Origin of the sequence: Pseudoalteromonas sp. L21 (assembly GCF_021728035.1) — a bacterium.
In the GTDB taxonomy this organism is placed as follows: Bacteria; Pseudomonadota; Gammaproteobacteria; order Enterobacterales; family Alteromonadaceae; genus Pseudoalteromonas; species Pseudoalteromonas arabiensis.
On record NZ_JAKKCV010000004.1, the window covers coordinates 224,121 to 247,254 of the forward strand.

18 protein-coding genes are annotated in these 23,134 nt (G+C 40.4%); 9 read left to right on the top strand and 9 right to left on the bottom strand.

Annotated features, from left to right (window positions below; all coding sequences use genetic code 11):
• Positions 1-257: 257 nt before the first annotated feature.
• From L3V41_RS12840 to L3V41_RS12850, 3 genes are read left to right on the top strand one after another with little or no spacing between them, the layout of a single operon-like run.
• Entirely contained in the window at positions 258-1,472 is a 1,215-nt protein-coding gene (locus L3V41_RS12840) for a thiamine pyrophosphate-dependent dehydrogenase E1 component subunit alpha (protein WP_237127871.1), read from the top strand.
• Positions 1,472-2,449, top strand: coding sequence for an alpha-ketoacid dehydrogenase subunit beta (locus tag L3V41_RS12845; protein WP_062569133.1), 978 nt, complete (start codon positions 1,472-1,474; stop codon positions 2,447-2,449). Before L3V41_RS12840 ends, L3V41_RS12845 begins: the two co-directional genes overlap by 1 nt.
• 8 nt (positions 2,450-2,457) lie before the next feature.
• Positions 2,458-4,014: a dihydrolipoyllysine-residue acetyltransferase gene (locus L3V41_RS12850; protein ID WP_237127872.1), complete on the top strand. Its 1,557-nt coding sequence runs from the start codon at positions 2,458-2,460 to the stop codon at positions 4,012-4,014.
• 327 nt (positions 4,015-4,341) lie between these two features.
• Here L3V41_RS12850 and L3V41_RS12855 read toward each other — a convergent pair whose 3' ends face one another.
• Positions 4,342-5,514: a putative manganese transporter gene (locus L3V41_RS12855; RefSeq protein WP_237127873.1), complete on the bottom strand. Its 1,173-nt coding sequence runs from the start codon at positions 5,512-5,514 to the stop codon at positions 4,342-4,344.
• Between the two features lie 72 nt (positions 5,515-5,586).
• Positions 5,587-7,212: a M28 family metallopeptidase gene (locus L3V41_RS12860; RefSeq protein ID WP_062569130.1), complete on the bottom strand. Its 1,626-nt coding sequence runs from the start codon at positions 7,210-7,212 to the stop codon at positions 5,587-5,589.
• 111 nt (positions 7,213-7,323) lie between these two features.
• Between L3V41_RS12860 and L3V41_RS12865 the strand changes: the two genes are divergently transcribed.
• The 4 genes from L3V41_RS12865 to L3V41_RS12880 all read left to right on the top strand — a co-directional run bounded on the left by L3V41_RS12865 (position 7,324) and on the right by L3V41_RS12880 (position 13,350).
• Positions 7,324-8,139, top strand: coding sequence for a DUF3025 domain-containing protein (locus tag L3V41_RS12865; RefSeq protein ID WP_237127874.1), 816 nt, complete (start codon positions 7,324-7,326; stop codon positions 8,137-8,139).
• Positions 8,132-8,920: an ATP-binding cassette domain-containing protein gene (locus tag L3V41_RS12870; protein WP_062569128.1), complete on the top strand. Its 789-nt coding sequence runs from the start codon at positions 8,132-8,134 to the stop codon at positions 8,918-8,920. Before L3V41_RS12865 ends, L3V41_RS12870 begins: the two co-directional genes overlap by 8 nt.
• Entirely contained in the window at positions 8,913-10,121 is a 1,209-nt protein-coding gene (locus L3V41_RS12875) for an ABC transporter permease subunit (protein WP_062569127.1), read from the top strand. Before L3V41_RS12870 ends, L3V41_RS12875 begins: the two co-directional genes overlap by 8 nt.
• 172 nt (positions 10,122-10,293) lie before the next feature.
• A complete protein-coding gene (locus L3V41_RS12880; RefSeq protein ID WP_237127875.1) occupies positions 10,294-13,350 on the top strand; it encodes an ATP-binding protein in 3,057 nt (1,018 codons plus the stop codon).
• Positions 13,351-13,509: 159 nt separating this feature from the next.
• Here L3V41_RS12880 and L3V41_RS12885 read toward each other — a convergent pair whose 3' ends face one another.
• The 6 genes from L3V41_RS12885 to L3V41_RS12910 all read right to left on the bottom strand — a co-directional run bounded on the left by L3V41_RS12885 (position 13,510) and on the right by L3V41_RS12910 (position 20,158).
• The gene (locus L3V41_RS12885; protein WP_237127876.1) at positions 13,510-14,334 is read right to left on the bottom strand and encodes a UDP-2,3-diacylglucosamine diphosphatase; all 825 of its coding nucleotides are present in this window, start codon (positions 14,332-14,334) and stop codon (positions 13,510-13,512) included.
• Positions 14,335-14,476: 142 nt separating this feature from the next.
• Complete coding sequence (locus L3V41_RS12890) at positions 14,477-16,201, bottom strand: proline--tRNA ligase (protein ID WP_237127877.1); 1,725 nt, start codon at positions 16,199-16,201, stop codon at positions 14,477-14,479.
• A gap of 126 nt (positions 16,202-16,327) precedes the next feature.
• Positions 16,328-17,032: a tRNA (N6-threonylcarbamoyladenosine(37)-N6)-methyltransferase TrmO gene (gene tsaA / locus L3V41_RS12895; protein ID WP_237127878.1), complete on the bottom strand. Its 705-nt coding sequence runs from the start codon at positions 17,030-17,032 to the stop codon at positions 16,328-16,330.
• A 99-nt stretch (positions 17,033-17,131) separates the two neighbouring features.
• Positions 17,132-17,704 (bottom strand): outer membrane beta-barrel protein, encoded by a 573-nt coding sequence (locus L3V41_RS12900; protein ID WP_062569122.1) that lies wholly within the window; start codon positions 17,702-17,704, stop codon positions 17,132-17,134.
• A 237-nt stretch (positions 17,705-17,941) separates the two neighbouring features.
• Entirely contained in the window at positions 17,942-18,406 is a 465-nt protein-coding gene (locus L3V41_RS12905) for an acyl-CoA thioesterase (RefSeq protein ID WP_054561436.1), read from the bottom strand.
• Positions 18,407-18,511: 105 nt separating this feature from the next.
• Entirely contained in the window at positions 18,512-20,158 is a 1,647-nt protein-coding gene (locus tag L3V41_RS12910) for an electron transfer flavoprotein-ubiquinone oxidoreductase (RefSeq protein WP_237114098.1), read from the bottom strand.
• A 193-nt stretch (positions 20,159-20,351) separates the two neighbouring features.
• On the opposite strand from L3V41_RS12910, the gene L3V41_RS12915 reads away from it, so the two are divergent.
• Both L3V41_RS12915 and L3V41_RS12920 read left to right on the top strand, forming a co-directional pair.
• Positions 20,352-21,101: an electron transfer flavoprotein subunit beta/FixA family protein gene (locus L3V41_RS12915; protein ID WP_062569120.1), complete on the top strand. Its 750-nt coding sequence runs from the start codon at positions 20,352-20,354 to the stop codon at positions 21,099-21,101.
• A complete protein-coding gene (locus L3V41_RS12920; protein ID WP_062569119.1) occupies positions 21,102-22,028 on the top strand; it encodes an FAD-binding protein in 927 nt (308 codons plus the stop codon). It abuts the gene before it with no gap.
• Between the two features lie 66 nt (positions 22,029-22,094).
• On the opposite strand, the gene L3V41_RS12925 is transcribed toward L3V41_RS12920, so the two are convergent.
• Complete coding sequence (locus L3V41_RS12925; RefSeq protein WP_062569118.1) at positions 22,095-23,024, bottom strand: substrate-binding domain-containing protein; 930 nt, start codon at positions 23,022-23,024, stop codon at positions 22,095-22,097.
• Positions 23,025-23,134: the final 110 nt, after the last annotated feature.

The window sequence follows — 23,134 nt, forward strand, 5'->3', positions numbered from 1 at the left end:
AACACCCATCTGAATGTAGTTAACTATATGACTTTAATGGTTTTATTTTGTTGTATAGTTAACTTTCCATGCGTATTTAGCCATTTATCGACTATTCGTCTATGATTAGTTGAATAACAACTTACGTTAACGTAAAGTGACGGCAGTTTAATTTAATTTGATTGAATATTGCGCAAACTTTATCCTTGCAGCTCAAGCTGATAAAAACACAAATAAGGGCAGTGGCGTAGGTTTCTGACAACGAAAGAAGGTAGGTTATGAGTAATCCAAATAACGTATCGCTAAACATTAATCATGAACTGTCATTTATTGATGGTCACGCATTAACAATTCCTACATTAAGCATTCTTAATGAGGATGGCGACATCTACGAGGGTGCAACCGCACCTGATATCGACAAAGCAACAGCAATCCATCTATACGAGACAATGCGTTTTATCCGTGCTCTTGATGAGCGTATGCAAGCAGCGCAGCGCCAAGGCCGCGTTAGCTTTTATATGCAATGCTTAGGTGAAGAAGCAGCTGTAACTGCATCAGCAGCAGCCCTTGATCAAAACGACATGATCATGGCCCAATACCGTGAGCAAGCCGCTTTGCGTTATCGCGGCTTTAGCCTTGACCAATTCATGAACCAAATGTTTTCAAATGAAAAAGATTTAGGTAAAGGTCGCCAAATGCCGATTCACTATGGCTCACGCGAACTTAACTACATGACTATTTCATCACCGCTTGGTACACAAATCCCCCAAGCAACGGGTTATGCTTATGGTCAAAAAGTGCGTCATATTGATGCCAAAACCGGTGAGTTAAATAGCACTATTGATAACATTACTATTTGTTACTTTGGTGAAGGTGCTGCCTCTGAAGGTGACTTCCATGCTGGTTTAAACATGGCTGCTGTTCATGAAGCGCCGGTGATCTTCTTTGCTCGTAATAATGGTTATGCGATTTCTACACCGGCTGATGAACAATTTAAAGGTGATGGTATTGCATCACGTGGTGTTGGTTACGGTATTAAAACAATCCGTGTTGATGGTGCTGATGCACTTGCTGTTTACGCAGCAACGAAAAAAGCCCGTGAAATAGTAACGACTAAAGGCGAACCCGTTTTAATCGAGTCAATTGCCTACCGTTTAGGTGCTCACTCAACCAGTGACGACCCAAGCGGCTACCGCACAAAAGACGAAGAAGCGAAACATAAGGGGTGTCCTATTGAGCGTTTCCGTAAGTGGTTATTAAAACAAGGTTGGTTAGACGAAGCACAAGACGCTAAAGATAAAGAAACAATTCGTGAAGAGATTTTAGCGGCTCTTAAGCGTGCTGAAAAAGTGGCAAAACCGGCATTAGAAGAGCTTATTTCTGACGTTTACGATACGCCAATTCCATCACTGCAAAAACAATACGAACAATTAAAAGAGCATATTTTGCAGTATCCTGATGCTTATCCAACCACTGCAGGGAGATTAAAGTAATGGCTAAAATGAACATGCTTCATGCAATTAACTCTGCTCTTGATATCACCATGGCAGAGCATCCAAATGCCTGTATTTTTGGTGAAGACGTTGGTTATTTTGGTGGTGTATTCCGTGCTACATCAGGCTTACAAGAAAAATATGGTAAGCACCGTGTGTTTAATACTCCCTTAACTGAGCAAGGTATTTTAGGTTTTGCCAATGGTTTAGCGGCATTTGGTGCACCAGCTTTAGCTGAAATTCAATTTGCTGATTATATTTTCCCTGCATTTGACCAAATCGTGAATGAATCAGCTAAATTCCGTTACCGTAGTGGTAATGAATTTAATGTTGGCAATCTAACAATCCGTACTCCATACGGTGGTGGTATTGCCGGTGGTTTATATCACTCACAATCACCAGAAGCTTATTTTGCTCACACACCTGGTTTGAAGTTAGTTGTGCCACGTAACCCATACCAAGCTAAAGGTTTACTTCGTGCATCAATTAAAGATGATAACCCTGTTATTTTCTTTGAGCCAAAACGTTTATACCGTGCATCAACTGGTGAAGTACCTGAAGAAGATTACAGCATCGAGCTTGGTAAAGCTGAAATCGTACAAGAGGGTACTGATGTCACTGTACTTGCTTGGGGGGCGCAGATGGAAATCATCGAAGACGCCGCTAAAAAAGCAGCAGAGCAAGGTATTAGCTGTGAAGTAATCGACTTACGCACCATTTTACCGTGGGATGTAGAAACGATTGCTAAATCAGTAATCAAAACAGGCCGTTTAGTGGTTAGCCACGAAGCACCAATTACCAATGGTTTTGGTGCAGAAATCGTTGCAACAATTCAACAAGAGTGTTTCTTACACCTTGAATCGCCAATTGCTCGCGTGTGTGGTTTAGATACGCCATACCCATTAGCACTTGAAAAAGAATATGTGCCAGATGCACTTAAAGTGCTTGCTGCGATTAAGCAATCAGTAGAGTTTTAGGAGTCAGTATGTCTAAAGATTTTATCTTGCCAGATATCGGCGAAGGCATCGTAGAGTGTGAAATTGTTGAATGGTTAGTTGCAGAGGGCGATTCTGTAAAAGAAGATCAGCCAATTTGTGATGTGATGACCGACAAAGCGCTTGTGCAAATTCCAGCTGTTCATGATGGTGTGATCAGTAAGCTATATTATGCAAAAGGTGACATTGCGAAAGTACATGCACCCTTATTTGCAATGGATGTTGATGGCGAAGCACCAACACAAAGCGAAGAAGCGCGAGCTCCTGCTACAACTGAAGCATCATCTGAGGCTGATGAGCACTTAGAAGATTTCATTTTACCAGATATCGGTGAAGGTATCGTTGAGTGTGAAATCGTTGAGTGGTTAGTGAGTGAAGGCGATGAAATCGTTGAAGATCAAGCGGTTTGTGATGTAATGACAGACAAAGCACTGGTGCAAATTCCGGCTAAATACACAGGTAAAGTCGAAAAGCTTTACTACAAAAAAGGTGATATTGCAGCGGTTCACAGCCCATTATTCCAAATGAGTATTGCAGGCCAAAGTGCAGAGCCAGATGTAAGTTCTGCAGTGGTTAAAGCACAAACAAATGCAGCAACTAAACCAGCACAGAAACCTGCGGCTTCAGCAAATGAAACTAAACAGCTTAATAAGAAAGCAGTTGCTTCACCTGCTGTTCGTCGTAAGGCGCGTGAACTTGATGTAGATTTAACGCAAGTGCCAGGCTCGGGTAAAAATGGCCGGATTTATAAGCAAGACATCGAAGACTTCTTGAATGAAACACCAAGCCAAACTGTATCACAAGATGCTACGCCAAAAACCGCATCAACAACTTCTGTTGGTAGTAGCCGTGTTGAGCCTATTAAAGGTATTAAAGCGGCAATGGCGAAGCAAATGGTTGCGTCAGTATCGACTATTCCTCACTTTACTTTCTGTGACGAAATTGACTTAACAAAACTGATCGCAATGCGCAGCGAGCTAAAAGAGCAGTATAAGCAACAGGGCGTTAAGCTCACTATGATGCCGTTCTTTATAAAAGCGCTGTCATTAGCTATTAAGCAATTCCCAGTGCTTAACTCACAAGTTAATGATGATTGTAGCGAGCTGACTTACTTTGATGATCACAACATCGGTATGGCGGTTGATTCTAAGATTGGCCTATTAGTGCCAAATATTAAATCATGTCAGTCGAAGAGCATTGTTGATGTTGCTAATGAGGTTACGCGTTTGACAGAGGCGGCACGTGATGGGCGTGTATCACCCGATGATTTGAAAGGCGGCACGATGAGTATTTCGAACATCGGTGCGATTGGCGGCACAATTGCAACCCCGATCATCAATAAACCAGAAGTGGCGATTGTTGCTTTAGGTAAACTGCAGCACTTACCTCGTTTTGATGAAAAAGGGAATGTGATTTCAGCAGCTATTATGCAAGTAAGCTGGTCTGGCGACCACAGAGTCATTGATGGTGGCACTATTGCTCGCTTCAACAACTTGTGGAAGTCTTACTTAGAAGATCCTGCAAAAATGATGATGGTGATGAGCTAACATTAGGGCGTGTTGACCTTTTGTGGTTAATTTTGCAGCAGTGTGTTTGGTATTTAGGCAAGGCAGAGCCTATGTAGTGTGGTTGTTCCCCATAAATAGGCGATAACGCAGCATCAATGCCAAACACGCGCTGCCCTTCGGGTTCTTCCTAGGGGCGATTAACTCTTTGTTGCTCGATTTTTACTTAGCCCACTAGGTTACAAATCTCGCGCCGCGATTAAATCGCCCCTAGAGTGAACAAATTTCAATCTACAAAGGTCAACACGCCCTACTAAGCATTAAAAAACCAGCCTCGGCTGGTTTTTTAAATTCTAAATATTCTATTTGCTATATGCCGTAAAAATACAAACCATAACCGAGTAACAATGCTGGTATTGTTGAATATACTGTCGCCACTAAGGCCGCTTTTGGTGCTAATGCGATAGCTGGGAATAAGGCATCGCCATCATTCGATATTGCATTGGCTGCCATCGCACTAAACGGAATAATCCCTTGAATATATAGTGTCATTACAACAATTTGTGGCCCGCAACCAGGTAATAAGCCGATTGCCACAGCAACTAAGGGCGCTAAGTAGGCATACTCAGAAAACCATGCTGCTAAATCTACGCCAGCCACATTCACCAAAATTTCAAACACCATAAATGAAGCAACGACCCATGCTGTAACAAAATGAGTGTCCATTAACACTTTAGTAAGCTTTGATGGAGGCGTGCAAGGGGCTTCTTCGCTAGTTACTTGCTTATAACTTACACCTTTTGAAGATAAAGCCCATACAATCACGGTAAAAAGAGCCATCAAGGCGCCAAAAATACTGATTGTGTTTGCAAGGCCTTCACTGAAGAAACGAGTATCTGTGTTTGTTGCAATAACAAAAGCGATAATCAAACTAGGTATTAAAGCAAACTTCCAAACAGGGCGGCTATATTCGAGTATCTTTGGTTGGCACTGAGGCTCTTCATTATACTCAGTCGCATTACTTGGTTGAAAACTTGAACTGGAATGAAATAAATTAACAATTTGACCACTAATAATACCCACGCTCACTCCTATCAACATCATTAATAGTCCATCAAGAGGACGAGTGGCGAGTAATAAGAATGCAGCATCTCCCATTGTCGCTGTCAGTACCGCAACAACGGAGCCAAAGCTAGCTTGCTTTTTGGTAAATTGAGTAACAACTATAATGGCGCCACCACAGCCAGGTAAAGCACCTAAGATAGAAGCAAAACTGACTTCAAGGATGCCTGATTTTGCGCGTAAATAGCTTAGCTGTAATTGTGGAAGGCGATCGATTAAATAATAATAAATTAATAAAGTGGCAGCAACAAAGACCGATACTTGAAAAAAAGCATCGCTCAATGCTTGTAATGTAAATTCACGGGTTGCAGGTATTGCTAATGCAATAAGCAATAGAAAGGGTAAGAACAAGCGCTTATTATCCGTAATGTAACACCTCGCTTTTTGAGGAACTAACCTCGTTTGGGAAAAAAAATACATACAGTGCAACCTAAAAAATTAATCAGATTACACTGTAGTATCATTTTAAATGAAAATCAATCTCATTTGCATTTATTTGCGTTGGAATTCAGAGTTTGCATTCCATTTAGGCCATTCTTCACGCTCAGAAATATCAAAGCCTACTTGATAGAATAACTGAAGGTCCTGAATCGCACCTGATAAATCCCACTCATCACGGTAACGATCACATGGTTGATGGTAACAACCTCGAAGCACTAAGCTCATTCGTTTACGGTAATTAGCGGTTTCTTCATTAAGCGCTTCACTGCCGCCACCAGCGTACATTGCTGGCACACCCATGTTTGCAAATGCAAAGTGATCAGAGCGGTAGTAACCACCTGAAGACGGTTTAGGATCGCCAGATACAGTGCGGCCTTGTGCTTTTGCAGCTGTTTCTAGCAGGCTATCCATTTCTGATTTACCAATACCAACAACACTGATATCTTTTACTTTACCTAACAGGTTTAAGCTATCCATATTGATGTTAGCAACCGTTTGTGATGCTGGGATAACCGGGTTTGCAGCATAATATTTCGAGCCGAGTAAACCTTGTTCTTCAGCAGTAACTGCTAAGAAAGTCATCGAGCGGCTAGGGTGTTGTGGTAAAGTAGCGAATGCTTCAGCAACTTCAATTAAGCCTGCAGTACCTGTCGCATTATCGTGGGCACCATTGTAGATTTGGTCGCCTTTACGCGTTTTATCTGTACCAAGGTGATCCCAGTGAGCTGAATAAATGATGTGCTCGTCTGGCTTTTCGCTACCCGGTAAAGTCGCAATGAAGTTATACGAAATTGACTTTTTGATTGTGTTGTTTACTTCAACACTCGCTGTTAGGTCGCCCATATCAACATGGTAAGCGCCTTTAGCAGCATTGGCTTTCATCGTATCGAAATCTAAGCCTGCTTTTGTGAAAAGCTCTTTAGCAACATCAGTTGTTACCCAGCCCTCAACAGCAACACGGTCCATGTTGTTATTTTCTTTTTGGAAACCAAATTGCTCACCACTCCATGAGTTTTCAACTACAGACCATGGATAAGATGCTGGCGCTGTTTCGTGAATGATAATCGCACCAGCTGCACCTTGACGGCTCGCTTCTTCATACTTGTATGTCCAACGGCCGTAATAGGTCATTGCATCACCGGTGAATAAATCAGGGTTTTTTGTCGCAAACCCCGGATCGTTTACCAGCATTACAACTGTTTTACCCTCAACATCAAGGCCTTCGTAATCGTTCCAGTTATATTCAGGCGCGTTTACACCATAACCAACGAAAACAAGCTCAGAGTCTTTAATGCTTTGTTTTGCACTAATACGGCTACTACCCATCACCATATCTTTCTTGTATTGGTAATCTTTGCCACCAATGGTAAGTACCATGTTTGAGTCTGCTTCAAGTGAAACAAGCGGAACTTCTTGTAAAAAGCTATCACCATTGCCTGGCTGAAAACCGAGCGCTTTAAATTGATCAGTTAAATAAGCTAGAGTGAGTTCTTCACCCTTTGATGAAGGTGCTCTACCACCAAACTCATCAGAGGCAAGCACTTTAATGTGTTCAGCTAACTGCTGTGAATTTATACTCTGATAAGCGTTAGCTACATCATTTGACGTGTTACTTGTTGAAGCACAGCCTACAAGCATCGCGCTTGCTATCACTGTCATTGAAAAATAACGTTCCATAATCAATCTTTTTTGTTTTAAGGTAGCATTAGTATATGAGGTTCTATTAATGAGAACCAGTTTTTGCGGTAAACTAGCCACAATACATCAAGAAGTTAAATGTTATAAGAAATGAAACGATTTACCGCCCCCGAACAGTGGTCAACCCAGTACCTTACAACCGGTGCGTTTGTTGACTTAGTTAAACTGTTTAATATAGATAAGTTGTCTGATTGGCCATCATGTGAATGGTTTAATCAATTTTTAACCGCCACGACTTCGCAAGGGATCCCCATTCGTTTTACTGAAGATGAAAAGTTTGCAGATGAAACTCGGTATTATGAACAAATAATTTTTGAAACAGGGCAAGTACCCACACGCCAGCAGAATTGGCATGATCTATTTGGTGGTTTTATTTGGTGTTTATTCCCAAAAACCAAAGCGCTGATTAATCACCAGCACATTGAAGAAATTAAACTGCATGGTCTAAAAGAGCGCAGTAAACACAGAAATGCACTTACCTTGTTTGATGAATGCGGCGTTGTATTAGCCATTACCGAACAAAGCTGGCAACAGCAATTACGCGATCATCAATGGCAGCAGGCATTTGTATTACAGCGCGAATTATGGGGTGAAACTATACGTCCTTACATGTTTGGTCATGCTAACTACGAAATGCTTACACAACCTTATATTGGTTTAACGGGTAAAGCATTATTTATTGTTGTGCCTGATGACATATTTTGTAAAGATTTAGCCGAGCAGTATGCGTATATAGATCAACGTCTCTATGAGATGATTAAAGTTGACGATTGTTTGCGAGACAATAAAAATTTGTCACCCTTACCATTGTTAGGTGTACCTAGCTGGTGGGCTGAGAATAATAACCCAGAATTTTATAATAACACGGACTACTTTAGGCCGAAACGAAGGAAACGCAATGATTGAAGTAGCAGGGCTTAAAAAGAAGTTTAAGCTAACAAAAGATCATAAAAAAAATAACACGGATAATATTGATCCCCGAGAAGACAAGCAGTTTTTTCATTCCGTGAGAGACGTCAGCTTTCACTGTAATAAAGGTGAAGTATTGGGCTTGTTAGGCCCGAACGGTGCTGGTAAAACAACAACACTTAGAATGATCTCAACAGCGCTTAAGCCTGATGAAGGAACAATAACCATCTCTGGTCACGATATTGTTAAGAAACCTTTAGTTGGCCGTAAATCAATCGGCTTTTTATCAGGGAGTACTGGCTTATACGGACGTTTAACGGTTAAAGAAAACGTTGAGTACTTTGCTCGTTTGCATGGCATGAGTAAAAAGGCGGTAGCAGCACGTTGTGATGAGCTTTTCACCTTACTTGATATGCACAACTTTATTGACAAACGTGCAGAGAATTTATCTACAGGCATGAAGCAAAAAGCCAATATTGCCCGTGCAGTTGTTCATCACCCTGATGTGGTTATTCTTGATGAGCCTACCACTGGTTTAGATATCATGACCACGCAAACCGTCATTAACTTTATTCGTGGCCTTAAAGAACAAGGTACACCAGTCATTTTCTCAACACACCATTTAGATGAGGTTGCGTTACTTTGTGACCGTGTTGCGGTGATAAACCAAGGCATAAGTTGTTTTGATGGCACATTGGATGAGTTTAAACAAACTGGGCAAAGCGAAGAGTTAAACCAAGCGTTTATGAATATTTTGACGGAGAGTCGTGATGTTTGAAGTATTTAAAAAGGAATTAAAAGAGCTGTTACGTGACCGTAAAACATTAATATTCGTGGTCGCACTGCCGGTTGCTGTTTTCCCATTATTATTTGCTGTAATGGCATTTATTAGTTCACAAGCAGCATTAGAGGCAGAACAAGAGGTCCATACTTACGCCATCATCAATGGTAATTACGCGCAAGAGTTTACTGATAAGGTGTTTTACCACAAGAGCTTTGCTTTATATAAAGGTGACGAAACCTTTAATACAGTAGAGGACCTTACCAAAGCAGTTAAAGCGGGCACCATAGATATGGGTATCTATTTGCCATCAGACGCTAGGCAAACTTTAGATAACGCTAAGCAAAGCGAATGGCAAGTTGTTTATAACGACGCGAAAGCAATTAACTTTTTATTTGACCGCGTTAAGGAGCTTGCAAAAGAATATGGCGATAAACTGCGCACGACTAAGCTTTTAAGTTTTGGCGTATCAGAGCAGCAACAAGCGGCAATTATCGAACCTATTAAAGTGGTGAAGGTCGACACCGCAGATAAACGTGAAAATCTCGGTGAGAAAATTGGTGGATTTATTCCTTATCTACTAATACCTCTGGTATTAATGGGCGCAACGTATCCCGCGATTGATTTAGGTGCCGGTGAAAAAGAGCGCGGAACCCTCGAAACGCTTTTACTTACACCAATCACGCGTACACAGCTTGTGTTAGGTAAGTTTGTAACCTTACTTGCTTCTTCAATTGCAACAACCACCATAACGGTACTCAGTATGGGGGTGTGGATATCAATAGCCATTGCTTTTGTTGATTTAGCGGTTGTTAAAAACGCATTTAGTTCTTTAACCGTGTTAGATTTAGGATTGATTTTTGTGTTGTTATTGCCTATTGCTGCAATCTTCTCTTCATTAGCGTTGGCCATTTCTATTTATGCGCGAACCTTTAAAGAAGCGCAAAACTACATGGCGCCACTTAGTATGGGTGTTATTTTTCCAATTATGGTTGCCTTAATGCCAAATGTTGAACTCACGAGCAAAACCGCTTTTATTCCAGTGACAAACGTTGCGTTGGCAATCAAAGAAATCATTAAAGGCACAGTAGATTACACATTAGTGGGTTTAATCTTCTTAGCGACAGTGATAGTGGCAGGGGCTTTACTCACGTTTTGTGTTAAATGGTTTAATAAAGAAGATGTCTTATTCAGATAAAAGACGTATTGTTTCAACCTAATAAAAAGCACCATTTGGTGCTTTTTTTATATTTTCAATACGTTACCTTGTATTACCTCCTTATTGATTAATATTTTTTACTTATACCCCATCTTTATTATGAAATTCTCCTATACTCTGTGAAGAATGGTAAATAAGGCTTTTTAATTCAATGGATTTGCTTCAAGCAACTAATTTCTTTTATCGGCACAAGCTTCCTTTTGTTGCTCTGTTGGTTTTGATCTCTCTTGCGTGCGTTGCGATAATAAAATTTGAATTTGATACCCGTGAAGATGTGTATGCTCGTACATTAGAGCAAATGAAACGAGAGCTAACCACAAAAGAGGATAGGTTTACCTCTACACTTAGAGAAAATATTTCTGCGCTTAATTTCTTAGACGCAACTCCCCCGATTATGGCGATTATGCGCGCCACAAACGATAAGAATATCGATCCTGTTCTTGGCACACCAATATCAGCATGGAAGGATAGGTTAGCCAAGATCTTCAGTGGCTTTATGGCTACCGATAACGACTTAGCACAAGCTCGCTATATTTACGTTGGACAGGAAGGCAAAGAAGTCGTCAGAGTTGATAATATTAATGGTGAAGTAAAACGCATAGCTGAAACTGATTTGCAGTTAAAAGGTCATCGAGACTACATGCAAATAACAAAGGGACTACCTAATGGCCACATTTATGTTTCGCCAATTAATTACAACAGAGAGAATGGTCATATACAAATCCCCTATGTGAGTACGTATCGTGTATCAAAATTAGTACGTGACCTGTACGGAGAGCCCTTTGCTGTCTTGATCGTCAACTATTATGCTGATGATCTTTTAAACGGATTAGTTGAAAACACAGCAGATATTTTTGATGTATACCTACTTAATGCTGATCAGCAATTTATTTATCATCCAAATGAAGCATACCGTTTTAGCTTTGAGTCAGGGGATGCGCGATTTTGGAAGCAAGAGTTTTCAACTAATCAGGCGATGGATCAAATTGATATTTTCGATTTTATGAGCTTGCCAGAGAAACTTTATTTAAAGAAAGTTATTCAGTTCTCTAATGGTATTGATATGAAGCCACTTACACTGGCAGTGTCTGTTGATACCCAGACTATGTTGCATGAGATTAAAAGTAAACGCTATAAATTCATAGCCATGCTATGTTTGATTATTATTGCTGTGATCGTGCTATTTATAATTTATCAGCGTGACATAAGCCGAAAACTCGAATTGAGCTTTTTCAAAGAAAAAAACAGCAAAATTATAGAAAGCTCCTCTGATGCAATTATTATGGTTACCCCTGATGGCACTATTTGCAATGCCAATCAAACTGCGAAAGAGTTTTTTAGTATAAAAGAAAAGGAAACAAATTTTGATAACTTGTTCAATTACAATGATGAAGATTTTCAAGGAGTTGCGCAAGCTATAAAAAATAATGAACGCTGCTCGTTTGAAGCCATTTATATAGATGAAACACAGTGTCATTATTTCTCAATTACTCTGGCCCCGATTTTTGATGCGCTTAAAAAACAAGTCCAAGTCGCTGCAATAATTCGTAATATTAACTCATTAAAAAGGGCACAACATCAACTTGAGCAACTAAACGAAACGCTTGAAGAAAAAGTCCAAAATCGTACGGCAGAGCTAGAAGAGGCAACAAAGCAAGCTTTGGCGGCTAGCAAGGCGAAAAGCCAATTTGTTGCTAATATTTCGCACGAAATACGTACACCAATGAACGGTGTACTGGGTATGCTCGAAATGCTGGAAGTTGAGCCGCTCACAATTCAACAAAAGCAGTACTTACATTATGCCAATAGTAGTGCACAGTCCTTAATGACGCTTATTAATGATATTCTGGACTTTTCTAAAATTGAAGCCGGCAAACTTGACTTAGATTACCATGAGTTTGATGTTGTCTCTGTGTGTAATGATCTAATGACATCAATGGCGGTGCAAGGTCAAAAAAAAGGTTTAGAAGTGCTCTTTGATTCAAGTTTAGTTAGTCACAGGGGCGTTGTTGGAGACAGCCATCGCTTGAAGCAAATACTCAATAATTTACTGAGTAACGCATTTAAATTTACTCATCAAGGATTTGTTAGTTTACATCTCAGTGAACGAAAAATGCTGGATGACAATGTTTTATTAACCTTCAAAGTCACAGATACAGGTATTGGTATATCAAAAGATAGCCAAAAAAAACTGTTTGATGTTTTTACACAAGAGGATTCAAGCACAACTCGGCACTATGGTGGGAGTGGGTTAGGTCTTTCTATTAGTCGCAAGTTATCACAGTTAATGGGAGGCGATATTGCTGTTGAGAGTGAAAAAGGTCAGGGTAGTTGTTTTACTGCCACGGTTTTGATGACACTCAGTCAACCAAGTAAATCGAATAGCCAAACAGCTATATTAGCGCATAAAAAAGTTGCGTTTTCCTTGTTGTACGAACCTTTAAAGCAAAACTTGATAAGCCAATTAAAATCTTTTACTCAATTAGAAGAGGAAAATATAACGTCACTGTTTTCATTGGAAAAAGAAAGTAAGAGTAAGTTTGATCTTATCGTCGTTGATCAAAAGCACCCACAAATTAGTGATTTCATAGATCTCGCTAGTCAAAATAGTGATATTAAGTTATTAGTGATTGGTTTGGTGTCAGCATTAGAAAAAAAATACTCGTTACCTGCCAATGCAGTGGCCATGTCAAAGCCGATAACACAGGATGAGCTTATTTATCGGTTAGCAACGTTATTTAAATATGAAGGGCAAATATTGAATCATAAAGATAGAGTGGAAAAAGAAATTGTCGATGTCGATTTCTGTAACCGCTCTATTCTTATTGTCGATGATAACCTGATCAACATTGAAGTGAGTAAAGCTATTTTGCGCGATACAAACATTAATATCGAGTCTGCAGGTGATGGTATCGAAGCATTGGAGGTTCTTAAAAATAGCGAAACCCAGTTTGACCTTATTTTAATGGATTGCCAAATGCCAAATATGAACGGCTATGATTGTACTAAACAAATAAGATATGGTCATGCAACAGAGCGCTTTCAAGATATTGTTATTATTGCCATGACCGCAAGTGCGATGGCAGGCGATAGAGAGAAGTGCCTGAGTGTTGGCATGAACGACTATATTACCAAGCCGATAAAACAAGCCACACTTCGAAATAAACTCGTTATGTGGCTTAATGCTGATAATACCAATCTGCAATAATACTTCATCATTTTGAGGGATAAAGCTTGTCGCTACCTGCGTTAAAAATTTCTTATTTAGAACAACTAAATAACGAAATTTTTGCCTTGTTATCAACGATGATTTATTGCCTCAAAATAGACCACTTAATTAAGCGAATCGGTATAAATATCAGTTTGGCTAAGCGGCATCTTTATTATGGGCTGGGGTTGGCATTAGCTTGCTGATGTCTGCTGAGTGAATTACTTTTTGTGTTTCACTCCAGTGAAGTAATTCAATTCTTCCACAGTCATTCTCTACAAGAGCCGTACAGTTTTCTATCCAGTCGCCATCATTGCAATATAAAATCCCATCTACTACTTTAACGGCTGGGTGGTGAATATGGCCACATATAATACCGTCCACGCCTTGCTTTTTTGCTTCATGAATAGCCGCTTTTTCAAATGCATCAATTGCTTCGCGGGCTTTGTGCACTCGTGCTTTGATCCATGACGCCAACGACCAATAATGCCCACCGAATAATCGACGAATGCGATTAGTCCAGCGATTTAAAAATAACAGTAAGTCGTATCCTGCATCACCTGCAATACTAATTAATTTGTTGTAACGGGTTGCTGAGTCGAAATCATCGCCGTGCAAAAGTAAAAAACGTTTATTGGCTTTTGTTGTGTGGATATATTGCTGATGTACTTCAATACCAAATAAAGACTCATCGGCATATTGGCGAAACGTTTCGTCATGGTTACCCGGTATATAGATGACGCGTGTGCCATCTTTCGCTTTTTGTTGAATAAGCGCTAACACATCATAATGGCTAGGATGCCAGAAAAATTGCCGTTTCATGGACCATAAATCGACGATATCACCGACCAAGTATAATACGTCGCATTCAATAGCATTCAAAAAATCCAATAAATACTGCGCTTGGCAGTCTTTATAACCTAAGTGAACGTCGGAAATCCAAACGGCAGGATAGTGGGTTTTACTACTGCAAGTGTTATTCATGGCATTTACTCATGGTGTAATAAAGTAAATGCTAGGCAGAATCAATGACAGTTAAAAGACGCTTTAGCGAAACATCTATGACAAATACTAATAACAAAAAAACCGCCGAAGCGGTTTTTCTATTTTGTATAGGTTGGTTCAATTAGCCTTTAACGAGTGCGGCAATTTCGGAAGCGGCACTATCTAAATCAAGCATTAGCTTTTCACCGGTATGACGGTTTTTAAGCTCAACCTTATTTTCGTCAAGATTACGTTCACCAATAACCAATGTGAAAGGCACGCCTAATAGTTCCATATCGTTGAACATCACACCAGGGCGCTCTTTACGGTCATCAAATAACACATCTAAACCAGCTTCTTTCAAACCTTTGTAAAGGTTATCTGCAATATCAGGAATACGATGAGACTTATGCATGTTCATAGGCACGATTGCTAAATCAAATGGTGCGATAGGTTGTGGCCATTTAATACCGTATTGGTCGTTGTTTTGCTCAATGGCAGCAGCCACGATTCGTGAAACACCAATACCGTAACAACCCATCGTCATGACTTGGTTTTTACCTGATTCACTCAGAACGCCTGCTTTCATTGCCTCTGAGTACTTAGTACCCAGTTGGAAAATATGACCTACTTCAATACCACGTTTAATTTGCAGTGACCCTTGACCACAAGGGCTTGGGTCGCCTTCAACGATGTTACGAATATCTGCCACTTCATAGCTTTCTACATCACGATCCCAGTTAATGCCGCTGTAGTGTTCGTCGTCTTTATTCGCACCCGCAACAAAATCAGCCATTACATTAGCTGAACGGTCAACAATAATTGGCATTTTAAGACCGACAGGGCCTAATGAGCCAGGTTTTGCACCAATCGCTGCAACGATATCTTCTTCTTTTGCCATTTCAAGCGGTGAGTCTACAAGCGGGTGCTTTTCAGCTTTCAACTCGTTCAACTCATGGTCGCCACGTAATACAAGCGCCACTAAACCACGTTGTTCGTTTTCATCTGGAGCACCATACACGATAAGTGTTTTAACGCCGCGATGAGGTTTAACACCGTAGTGCTGTTTAAGCTCTGCAATGGTTTTTGCATCTGGCGTTGGAAATGCTTTTAACTCTTTAGTTGCTGCTGGGCGCTCTTCAGTCGGTGCCAATGCTTCTGCTTTTTCGATATTTGCAGCGTAATCACTTGCATCACTAAATGCGATGGCGTCTTCACCTGATTCTGCAAGTACATGGAACTCATGCGATACGCTACCACCGATAGAGCCGGTATCCGCGATAACAGGGCGGTAATCAAGACCAAGGCGTTCGAAGATGTTGCAGTATGCTTTGTGCATTACTTGGTATGTTTTCTCTAAACACTCATCACTTAAGTGGAAAGAGTAAGCATCTTTCATAGTGAATTCACGGGCACGCATGACACCAAAACGAGGGCGAACTTCGTCACGTACTTTTGTTTGTACTTGATAAAGAGTCAATGGTAATTGCTTATAAGAGCTTACTTCTTTACGTACAAAATCAGTGATCACTTCTTCGTGTGTTGGACCCAGTGCAAAAGGGCGGTTATGACGGTCGTTAATGCGTAATAATTCAGGACCAAATTGCTCCCAACGGCCTGACTCTTCCCAAAGGTCAGCTGGTTGGATAATAGGCATTAACATTTCGATAGCGCCTGCTTTATCCATTTCTTCACGTACAATGTTTTCTACTTTTTTAAGTACGCGTAAACCAGAGGGCAACCATGTATACAAACCCGACGCAACGCGGCGGATCATGCCTGCTCGTAGCATTAATTGATGAGAAACAATTTCTGCATCAGACGGAGTTTCTTTAAGTGTTGCGAGTATATATTGACTGGTACGCATCTCTATTCCAAGTAGTGTTAAAATTATTATCGTTTACTCAAGACGTTTGAGTAATAACAAGTCGCTAAGTTTACCAGTGGACGCACTGACACTAAAGCGATATGTTTTAAAAAAAGTGTTAAAAAATTAGCATTTTTCAATGCTGGTCACTGTATTATGATTATCCCGAACATGCCACCTAATATTGAAATCATATAAGGTCATGCCGTAGCTTTGTTCAGACTCACGTTGCTTTTTATAAGCAGGGCGAGGGTCTTGCTTTAATACATTGCTAATAAAGGCTTTTAATTCTGGTTGCTCAGTTTGTTTTTCGATAAACGCCAGTGCTTTATCAGTAAACTCGACACTCATATCTGTTTCTGGTCGGGTATCGGCAAAACCTGCGGTCGCATCAGTCATTGCATCTGAATAGGGCAAATAAGGCTTAATATCTAAAATCGGTGTGCCATCAAGTAAATCAATACCTGAGAGCAATAAGCATAACTGACCATTTTTATATTCAATGCCCTCAAGTTTTACTGCACTCATGCCAATGGCATTAGGGCGAAAAGTCGCACGTGTAGCAAATACACCTTTACGTTCATTTCCGCCAAGGCGAGGGGGTCTCACCATTGCTGAATAGCCTTTATCAGCGGTTTCATGAAATCTAAATAATAACCAAATATGGCTAAATTCATCGAGACCACGGACAAACTCTTCGCGATTGAAATCGCTACTGAATACCAGCTTTGCCTTAGCCTCAGGAACCAAGCGAGGTTGGCGAGGTATTGCAAACTTTTGTTTGTATGGAGATTGAATGTGGCCGACGGCAGTTAGTTTGTATTCGCTCATTGTGTATTAAACTTAAGGAAATCTGCCGACATTTTACATGCAAACACAAAAAAAGGCAGTCGAGACTGCCTTTTTTAAAATTAGACATGTCAGTCTAAATTAGAACATGTATTGGAATGATACCGAAGCCACATCCATATCAGGGTCAATATCATCTTCTAATTCGTAACGTTCATACTCTAAACGTACTTGCATGTTTGTTGTGAAAGCATACTCAATACCTGCACCATAGAATACATCGCCACCATCAGTGTCAGCGCTAATGCTACCAAGCTCACCTAAGTCTTGTTCTACTTCTGCATCCCATTCAAGCCAACCGCCTTTTGCGTAAACAGAAAAGCTGTCAGTGATTGGTGCTGCTAAACGCGCAGCTAGTGAGATACCGTCAAGCTCAACTTTTGAATCGATATCACTCGCTTCATCGAAGTTTTGGTATGCAAGCTCAAGGCTTAAGTATTTATTAAATTGAGTACCAACGTAACCTTTTAACATTTGTGCATCATCATCAAAGTCAGTGTCATTTTCACTGTCTTCAAACTCAAATGAATATTGGCCGTAACCAATACCTGTATAAATACGTGGTGAATCCATCTCGGTAATATCTGCATGTGCAGCATTGTTGAAACCAAGTAGTGCTAGAGAAATTGCAGAAATTGAGATTGCTTTAATCATTTAATAGCTCCTTTATAAAATAAATAAACGAATGTTTCGCTTCATTCCCAAGGAGTATTGCAGTGACCGTGCCATACTGTAAATGAGGCCTAAATCACTGTTTTTAGGCCCGAATAAATGAAATTTTGTGCAGTTTGTCGAAACTATAATCAAGCATTCAGTTTGGCGCTCGTAACAATTTCAGGGTGCCCTGTAGAAGTTACTAGGTGCAGTATAATAATGCAAAGCAAAGCCATGTTATGCTTTTTGTAGTAATGTTTCTGTTTCTATGGCTATTTCTTTCATTTTTATCGCATAGTTTTCTATTTTCTTTTCCTCATCAGTAACTGCTGTGTAAGAGGGGACTTCAATAGGATAACCTGCTTCATCCATGGCAATAAAACTAATTACACAATGATTGGTTTCAACGAGGTTTTGTGTTTTTGGGTCGCCGCAGCGTACTTGAATAAAGATTTGCATACTGGTTTTACCCGTATGGGCGATACTGGCTTTCACTTCGACAATTTGGCCAACCAAAATAGGGCGCTGAAACTTTACACCCGCAACAGAGACGGTAACACAGTAATGACCGCTCCAACCTGCAGCACAGGCATAACCAGCTTGGTCAATCCACTTCATGACCACACCACCATGAACCTTACCGCCAAAATTTACATCGGTAGGTTCAGCTAAAAAACGAAAGGTTACACTTGAAGACGGCATACTTTACTCACTATTTTAAACACGACAATTTCAGCATAGCCTAAAAAAGGGGCCGAAGCCCCTGCAATTTAGGATAAATTTTAATTAAATGAGTAACGTGCGTTATTACATATTAGGGTAGTTTGGTCCGCCAGCCCCTTCAGGTGTTACCCATGTAATGTTTTGGCTTGGGTCTTTTATGTCACATGTTTTACAGTGCACACAGTTTTGTGAGTTGATCACAAACTCTTTCTCACCTTCGACATCTTGTACTTCGTAAACGCCAGCAGGGCAGTAGCGTTGTGCTGGCTCATCAAACTTAACTAAATTCACTTTAATGGGAATGCTATTATCTTTAAGTTTTAAGTGACAAGGCTGCGATTCTTCATGGTTGGTATTTGATAAAAACACCGATGAAAGTTTATCGAAGCTAAGCTTGCCGTCTGCTTTGGGGTAGTCGATCTTTTCGGCCTGATCAGCAGCAACTAAGGTGGCATGATCTGGTATGTTGTCTTCAAAGTTAAACGGTAAGCTGCCACCAAATAGATTTTGATCGAGTGTGTTATAAGCGCCCCCTAAGAACTTACCCAGTTTATGCATAACTGGGCCAAAGTTACGCGATTGGTAAAGCTCTTTATACGCCCAGCTTTGTTCAAAGGCCGTTTTATATTCAGCTAAATCGGCATTTTCTTTACCGTTGCTAAGAGCTGCTACGATTACATCAGCAGCAACCATGCCTGATTTCATTGCAGTATGGTTACCTTTGATCTTAGCAAAGTTCAATGTGCCAGCATCACAACCAACAAGTAAACCACCTGGGAAATGCATTTTTGGTAAAGAGCGTAGGCCGCCTTTAGCGATGGCTCTTGCACCATAGGCTATACGTTCACCGCCTTCTAAAACATCTTTAAAGACAGGGTGATGCTTCATACGCTGGAATTCATCAAACGGGCTTAAATGTGGGTTTGAGTAATTAAGATCAACTATTAAACCTACAACTACTTGATTGTTTTCACTGTGATACATAAACGCACCGCCACTGGTATCACCGGTTAAAGGCCAGCCTGTACCATGTACTACTGTGCCTTCTTTATGTTTACTCGGGTCGATTTGCCAAATTTCTTTGAAACCTAAACCGTAATGCTGTGGTGACGCATCTTTATCAAGGGCAAAGTGTTTAATTAGCTGTTTACCTAAATGACCTCGGCAGCCTTCAGCAAATACGGTGTATTTGGCTCTAAGTTCCATACCTGGCATGTATCCATCTTTTTCATTGCCGTCTTTATCAAGACCCATATCGCCGGTGATAATACCTTTTACGGTCTCGTCTTCTATAATTAAAGAGTGCGCACTAAAGCCAGGGAAGATTTCTACCCCTAAGTTTTCCGCTTGCTCAGCTAAAAAGCGGCACACATTACCCATAGAAACAATGTAATTGCCTTCGTTATGGAATGTTTTAGGGCTAGCAAAGTGGGGGATGCTGGTGGCTTTTTCACTATTATTGAACCAGTAAATATCATCTTGCGTTACTTTAGTGGTAATTGGAGCACCTAATGACTGCCAATCGGGTAGTAATTCATCCAATGCTTTGGTTTCAAAAACCGCACCGGATAAAATGTGCGCGCCCACCTCAGAGCCTTTTTCTACCACACAGATCATTAATTCTTGTTGTTTTTCTTGTGCTTGTTGAGCCAATCTAATCGCAGTTGATAAACCTGCTGGGCCTGCGCCTACGATGACTACATCAAATTCCATGACTTCGCGTTCGACCATATAAACCTCTTCTCGGTGACGGACCTGCTGTAAAGAACCTTATTTCATACTTGCAAATGAAACGTTACAGGCTGTGAATACTTTAAGGTTATTTTAGGTTGACGTTTACGTCAACAGGAAGTAGTCTGAATTCATAAAATAAATAAGTTGACGTCTAGGTCAACTTTGAGAACACACAATTGATGGAGTCACGATGAAAGTCCTTGTTCCAATTAAAAGAGTAATTGACTACAACGTCAAAGCACGCGTTAAAGCTGACAAAACGGATGTTGATCTAGCTAATGTAAAAATGGCGATGAACCCGTTTTGTGAAATTGCAATTGAAGAAGCTATTCGTTTAAAAGAAGCAGGGATGGCCACAGAGGTTGTTGCTGTGACTATTGGTAATAAATCATCTCAAGAGCAATTACGTACGGCCTTAGCACTGGGTGCCGATAAAGCCATTCATATTGAAACAGAAGAAAAGCTTGAGTCTTTACATGTTGCTAAATTACTGAGCAAGATTGTAGAGCAAGAATCACCTGAATTGGTAATTTTAGGTAAGCAATCGATTGACTCTGACAACAATCAAACCGGTCAAATGCTTGCTGCTCTAACAGGTCGTGGCCAAGGCACCTTTGCATCTAAAGTCGATATACAAGCAGGTACAGTTAATGTAACGCGTGAAGTAGATGGCGGCTTACAAACTGTTGCTCTTAAACTACCTGCTATTGTAACGACAGACTTACGTTTAAATGAACCCCGTTATGCTTCATTACCAAACATCATGAAAGCAAAGCGTAAACAACTTGATGTAATTGCTGCTGACAGCCTTGGTGTAGACCTTGCGCCTCGCGTGCAGCTGGTTGAAGTAAACGAGCCAGAAAAACGCAGCGGCGGCATTATCGTAGAAGATGTTGCGACATTGGTTGAAAAGTTAAAAACAGAAGCGAAGGTGATCTAAATGAAAACATTAGTGATAGCTGAACACGACAAAGGTGTTCTAAAGCCTGAAACCAATAAAACGATTACTGCTGCTGTTAAATTAGGCTTTGATGTAGATTTATTACTAGCAGGGGAAAACTTATCTGCTATAAGTGAGCAAGCAGCATCAATTGCAGGGGTAAGTAATGTACTGATTGCCGATGATGCCTCTTATGCTCATCAGCTAGCTGAAAACTTAGCGGATCTGGTTTTATCTTTAGCAGATAACTATTCACACATTGTCGCAAGCGCAACAACAACGGGTAAAAACTTTATGCCACGTGTTGCAGCACTTTTAGATGTTGCACAAATCTCAGAAATCATTGACGTAATTGATGCAGATACCTTTAAGCGTCCTATTTATGCGGGTAATGCGATTGCGACAGTTAAATCACTTGATAGCAAAAAGGTGATTACCGTGCGTGCCAGTAGCTTTGATGTTGCATCAGAGCAAGCACCAGTGTCTGTAACAAGTGTTACGGGTAAAGGTTCAGTTGGTTTGAGTGAGTTTGTATCAGAAGAACAAACTGAATCAGAGCGTCCAGAGCTGACAGCTGCACCTGTAGTTATTTCAGGTGGTCGCGGTATGCAAAATGGTGAAAATTTTGCACTATTAAATGGCATTGCCGACAAACTTGGCGCAGCCATTGGTGCTTCACGTGCTGCTGTTGATGCGGGCTTTGTACCAAATGATATGCAAGTCGGTCAAACGGGTAAAATTGTTGCCCCAGATTTGTATATTGCTGTGGGTATCAGTGGTGCAATTCAACACTTAGCGGGTATGAAAGACTCAAAAGTGATTGTTGCCATTAATAAAGACCCTGATGCGCCAATTTTCCAAGTCGCTGACTACGGTTTAGTTGCTGATTTATTTGATGTGTTACCAGAGCTAGAAAGCGCTCTGTAATTCATAACGATTCTGGTTGTTAAAAGCTGTTGCACTTAGGTGCGCAGCTTTTTTTATTTCTCGAGGTTAAAACTGAACCGGGAGGTAACCATGTTCTCGTATTTTATCTTTTACTTTTTGCGATTTAAATAAGGCTGCGAGTTTCACACCTATCTCCTTAGAACGAGGGGATTGTGTGTTTACAATTAAAATGAGCGGTCGTACAAAGGCATATTCACCATCACTTATGCTTTGCAAATTAGGTTTAACGCCATTTATTGATAGAGTCGTTACTTTATTGATGCGACGATCATTTTCAAGATTACTAATGGCGCCATACGAGTCATAGGCAATCGCATTTGGAATACGCTGAACTATACCAAGTGCTTGATTGAATTGGTTGTACAGTTCGACTTTTTGATTTGAAAATAAACCCCTATTACCTGCATTTTTGAGTCGTATAAAGTTACTTTCAGGGTCTTTGATATAGTCCAATTCTAAAAATTCTAAAAATACATCGAAGCTGCCATGATGAGTCGCTTTACTAAAAAGCAGTATTTCATCGTTTTTATTGCTTAATTCTGGCGTTAACTGAGAGGCGTCTGACCATTTAGTTATTTTTCCTTGATAAATATTTTTGAGAGTCGTGATACTCAAATTTTTAATATTTAGTTCGCTGTTAACTATAAATGTTAACGCATCTTGCGCAATGACTATCTGCCTTAAATGAGGCCATTGTTCTTGCTCTTGCTTCGTTAGGTACCGTGATGTTGTACCTATGTCGATAAGACCTTCAGCAATCGCTTTGACACCTTTGTCACTGCCCATCGGTCTTATCTGCAATGTGTTGCCTAAAGCGAGACTTATATCATCTTTGAGTGGGGTTAGTAACTCGGTCACAGACGTTGAACCCGCAATTAAAATAGGTTTTGTATTAATATCTTCATCAAGTGCGAAGCTAGACTTACCTAGAAAAATGAAAGTCAGTGTGAGTACTTTTAGTGAACGAACGAACATAACCAATAATAGATCCTTTTTTGGCAAGTCTTATGACTATAGAACATTAACTAAAAATTTCTAGAGTGAATTGTTTTATAATGATTTTTAGGCATAAAAAAACCAGCCAA

Coding starts and splice junctions, on each gene's coding strand:
- L3V41_RS12905 (WP_054561436.1), bottom strand. CDS start 18,406: ATGCCGTCTTCAAGTGTAACCTTTCGTTTTTTAGCTGAACCTACCGAT.
- L3V41_RS12915 (WP_062569120.1), top strand. CDS start 20,352: ATGAAAGTCCTTGTTCCAATTAAAAGAGTAATTGACTACAACGTCAAA.
- L3V41_RS12920 (WP_062569119.1), top strand. CDS start 21,102: ATGAAAACATTAGTGATAGCTGAACACGACAAAGGTGTTCTAAAGCCT.
- L3V41_RS12885 (WP_237127876.1), bottom strand. CDS start 14,334: ATGAATAACACTTGCAGTAGTAAAACCCACTATCCTGCCGTTTGGATT.
- L3V41_RS12900 (WP_062569122.1), bottom strand. CDS start 17,704: ATGATTAAAGCAATCTCAATTTCTGCAATTTCTCTAGCACTACTTGGT.
- L3V41_RS12910 (WP_237114098.1), bottom strand. CDS start 20,158: ATGGTCGAACGCGAAGTCATGGAATTTGATGTAGTCATCGTAGGCGCA.
- L3V41_RS12880 (WP_237127875.1), top strand. CDS start 10,294: ATGGATTTGCTTCAAGCAACTAATTTCTTTTATCGGCACAAGCTTCCT.
- L3V41_RS12840 (WP_237127871.1), top strand. CDS start 258: ATGAGTAATCCAAATAACGTATCGCTAAACATTAATCATGAACTGTCA.
- L3V41_RS12865 (WP_237127874.1), top strand. CDS start 7,324: ATGAAACGATTTACCGCCCCCGAACAGTGGTCAACCCAGTACCTTACA.
- tsaA (WP_237127878.1), bottom strand. CDS start 17,032: ATGAGCGAATACAAACTAACTGCCGTCGGCCACATTCAATCTCCATAC.
- L3V41_RS12890 (WP_237127877.1), bottom strand. CDS start 16,201: ATGCGTACCAGTCAATATATACTCGCAACACTTAAAGAAACTCCGTCT.
- L3V41_RS12845 (WP_062569133.1), top strand. CDS start 1,472: ATGGCTAAAATGAACATGCTTCATGCAATTAACTCTGCTCTTGATATC.
- L3V41_RS12850 (WP_237127872.1), top strand. CDS start 2,458: ATGTCTAAAGATTTTATCTTGCCAGATATCGGCGAAGGCATCGTAGAG.
- L3V41_RS12870 (WP_062569128.1), top strand. CDS start 8,132: ATGATTGAAGTAGCAGGGCTTAAAAAGAAGTTTAAGCTAACAAAAGAT.
- L3V41_RS12875 (WP_062569127.1), top strand. CDS start 8,913: ATGTTTGAAGTATTTAAAAAGGAATTAAAAGAGCTGTTACGTGACCGT.
- L3V41_RS12925 (WP_062569118.1), bottom strand. CDS start 23,024: ATGTTCGTTCGTTCACTAAAAGTACTCACACTGACTTTCATTTTTCTA.
- L3V41_RS12855 (WP_237127873.1), bottom strand. CDS start 5,514: ATGTATTTTTTTTCCCAAACGAGGTTAGTTCCTCAAAAAGCGAGGTGT.
- L3V41_RS12860 (WP_062569130.1), bottom strand. CDS start 7,212: ATGGAACGTTATTTTTCAATGACAGTGATAGCAAGCGCGATGCTTGTA.